This is a genomic window from Alkalibacterium sp. s-m-28, assembly GCF_054658175.1.
This window is the reverse complement of record NZ_BAAGIQ010000320.1, coordinates 1-349: the sequence shown is the minus strand read 5'-3', so window position 1 is coordinate 349 and position 349 is coordinate 1. Positions and strand designations below refer to the sequence as shown.

The window sequence follows — 349 nt, the reverse complement described above, 5'->3', positions numbered from 1 at the left end:
CGCCCTTATTCACTTAACCTGGTGGTTAAGGGTAATTCATAGCGATGAGAGTTTTGTTAACGAACAAAACTGTTCTCAATAAATCTATTTCTCGGTGTTGTTTCTTAACATGTTTGTGTTGTGTTTATCAACTATCTAGTTTTCAAAGAACAAAGTCCTGAAGGAAAAAAATCCCTCAAAACTGAACAAAGTAAAAACCTGTGCAAGGTTCCGTGTGCCCTAATGGCACTATCCTTAGAAAGGAGGTGATCCAGCCGCACCTTCCGATACGGCTACCTTGTTACGACTTCACCCCAATCATCCAGCCCACCTTCGGCGGCTAGCTCCCTAAAAGGGTTACTCGACCGAC

The 349-nt window shown here is 43.3% G+C and carries 1 rRNA gene; it reads right to left on the bottom strand.

The features are described 5' to 3' along the window. Positions 1-238: 238 nt before the first annotated feature. Positions 239-349: ribosomal RNA gene (locus ACYQ4S_RS12495) — 16S ribosomal RNA — on the bottom strand; the annotation flags it as partial.